Below are 1778 nucleotides of genomic sequence, written 5' to 3' on the forward strand. Positions count from 1 at the left end.
CCTGCGAGGGGCGAGCGTTTTGCGCGCTTTCGACGGCCGTAGGGGCTCCCTATGTAGCCCCAGGCTGTCGGAAGGGAGTGAAACGCGAGCGACGGGAGAGGGCCCGTGGGGGTCCAGGGGGAGGCGGCGCCGGAGCGCTCCCCCTGGGCGGCAGCCGCGGCATGGAAAAGCCCGCCGGGTCGGGGCGGGCTTCAAGTGAGCCAGACGCTATCAGTGGTCTCCGTAATGCGTCTTACACGAGACGATCTCTATGCCTCTGTCGGTGATTCTGTAGACAAGACGATTCGCTCTGTCTATCCGGCGTGACCAAAGCCCTGAGAACTCGCCCCTTAAAGGTTCGGGCTTCCCGATTCCAACCGAAAGGCCGTTTCGGTCAATATCTAGAATCAGGGCGTTGATGCGCTTGGGTGTCTTTCTGTCTTGGCTTTGCCACCAAAGGTAGTCATTCCACGCCTCCGGTGACCAAACCTTATTCATCGGCATCGAGCAGTCCCCTTTCCAAGCCTCTGCCCGAGTCGAGTTCCGAGACCGAACGGCGCAGGTGGTCTAGGTTCTCAGTCGAATAGAAGGGATCGATTGCGACGTCGAAGGGAATCCTCCTTTCCCTGCACATCTTTTTGGCAAAAATGGTAAATGCGGTAGTGACTGACAATCCAAGCTCCTTGCAAACGGACTCGAGGTCGCGCTTGGTAGATTCCTCGATTCGGATATTTATGTTTGAGGTCGACATAGGCTGTATCTCCTTCAATGCTAATACACTGTATATACCACGCTTTGCATTGTATATACAGTGTATCACTTGCTAGAACGGGATATCCTCGTCGTAAAGGTCGATCGAGGGCGGGATTGCCGCCGGTGCGGGCGCGGGAGTGGAAACGGGAGCCGCAGCGGGGGCGGCGCCACCCTGACGCTGGCTCATGAACTCTATCTCGTCCACGATGACCTCGAGCTTGGATCGGCGCTGCCCATCCTTCTCCCAGGAGCTGTAGCGCAGCTTGCCCTCGATCGCGACCTTGTTGCCCTTGGCGAGGAAGTGGCTCACGGCCTCGGCACGCGTGCCGAACATAGTGCAATCGACGAAGTTTGGGTAGTCCTCCCACTCGCCGGTCTGCGGGTTGCGGCGGCGGTCATTCACGGCGACGCCGAAGGAGAGCACCTGCGTGCCTCCTGCGGTGACGCGCAGCTCGGGGTCTCGGGTGAGGTTGCCGGTGATGCTGACGCGGTTGATGCTCATGTCGATGATCCTCTCAAAGGATGTTGGTAAATAAGGTGGGTCGGGGCGAGTCGCCGCCCCGACCATTGGGCGTGTTATCTAGAACCTAGTGAACCAACGATCGTAATCCTCTCCCTCCCAGACGATGTAGGAGCCCTCCTTCACGACCGGACGGAGCGCATCGAGAAAAACATCCTCGTCTCCGGTCTTGGAATCGTAGGAAAGACCGACAATATCCCCATCATCGTTATAGTCGATTCCGAAACCGAGTTCCTCCAGCACCTTGGGGAGACTGTCGCAAACCTCGTCGTAGTTCCAGAGCATCCACGAGAACCATTTGTCGGGGCTGCTTGCGCAGGACTTGGAATCAGCGGGCTTAGGCGTCGGATCGCCACCGAACTTTCCGCCGCCCTTCAAGTCATCGCGAGCGTTAAGGTCGCAGACTATCTGAAAGCCGCGATCGAAGTCCTCCTTCCTGATGGTGAAATCTGAGTAGACGATCTGAACGTGGTAGCCCATCTGGCTCCTCCTAACCGCACGGCGTCGGCACCGCCCCTTGCGTGTG

The 1778-nt window shown here is 58.4% G+C and carries 4 protein-coding genes; all 4 read right to left on the reverse strand.

Going from position 1 to position 1778, the window contains the following annotated elements:
* Positions 1–210: 210 nt before the first annotated feature.
* Positions 211–483, reverse strand: coding sequence for a Txe/YoeB family addiction module toxin (locus I2D41_RS02920; RefSeq protein ID WP_324249060.1), 273 nt, complete (start codon positions 481–483; stop codon positions 211–213).
* Positions 470–730 carry a type II toxin-antitoxin system RelB/DinJ family antitoxin gene (locus I2D41_RS02925; RefSeq protein WP_195233529.1) on the reverse strand — a complete coding sequence of 87 codons (261 nt, stop codon included), beginning with the start codon at positions 728–730 and terminating at the stop codon, positions 470–472. The genes I2D41_RS02920 and I2D41_RS02925 overlap by 14 nt, the downstream gene beginning before the upstream one ends.
* A gap of 72 nt (positions 731–802) precedes the next feature.
* The gene (locus tag I2D41_RS02930; protein WP_195247278.1) at positions 803–1234 is read right to left on the reverse strand and encodes a single-stranded DNA-binding protein; all 432 of its coding nucleotides are present in this window, start codon (positions 1232–1234) and stop codon (positions 803–805) included.
* Between the two features lie 78 nt (positions 1235–1312).
* Positions 1313–1778: hypothetical protein (locus I2D41_RS02935; protein WP_229042070.1), on the reverse strand; the 466-nt coding region annotated here is incomplete at its 5' end.

This window comes from Collinsella aerofaciens (genome assembly GCF_015552075.1).
Taxonomy (GTDB): domain Bacteria; phylum Actinomycetota; class Coriobacteriia; order Coriobacteriales; family Coriobacteriaceae; genus Collinsella; species Collinsella aerofaciens_Y.

Excerpts from the sequence above, each read along its gene's own strand:
- I2D41_RS02920 (WP_324249060.1), bottom strand. The coding sequence starts at position 483 with ATGCCGATGAATAAGGTTTGGTCACCGGAGGCGTGGAATGACTACCTT.
- I2D41_RS02925 (WP_195233529.1), bottom strand. The coding sequence starts at position 730 with ATGTCGACCTCAAACATAAATATCCGAATCGAGGAATCTACCAAGCGC.
- I2D41_RS02930 (WP_195247278.1), bottom strand. The coding sequence starts at position 1,234 with ATGAGCATCAACCGCGTCAGCATCACCGGCAACCTCACCCGAGACCCC.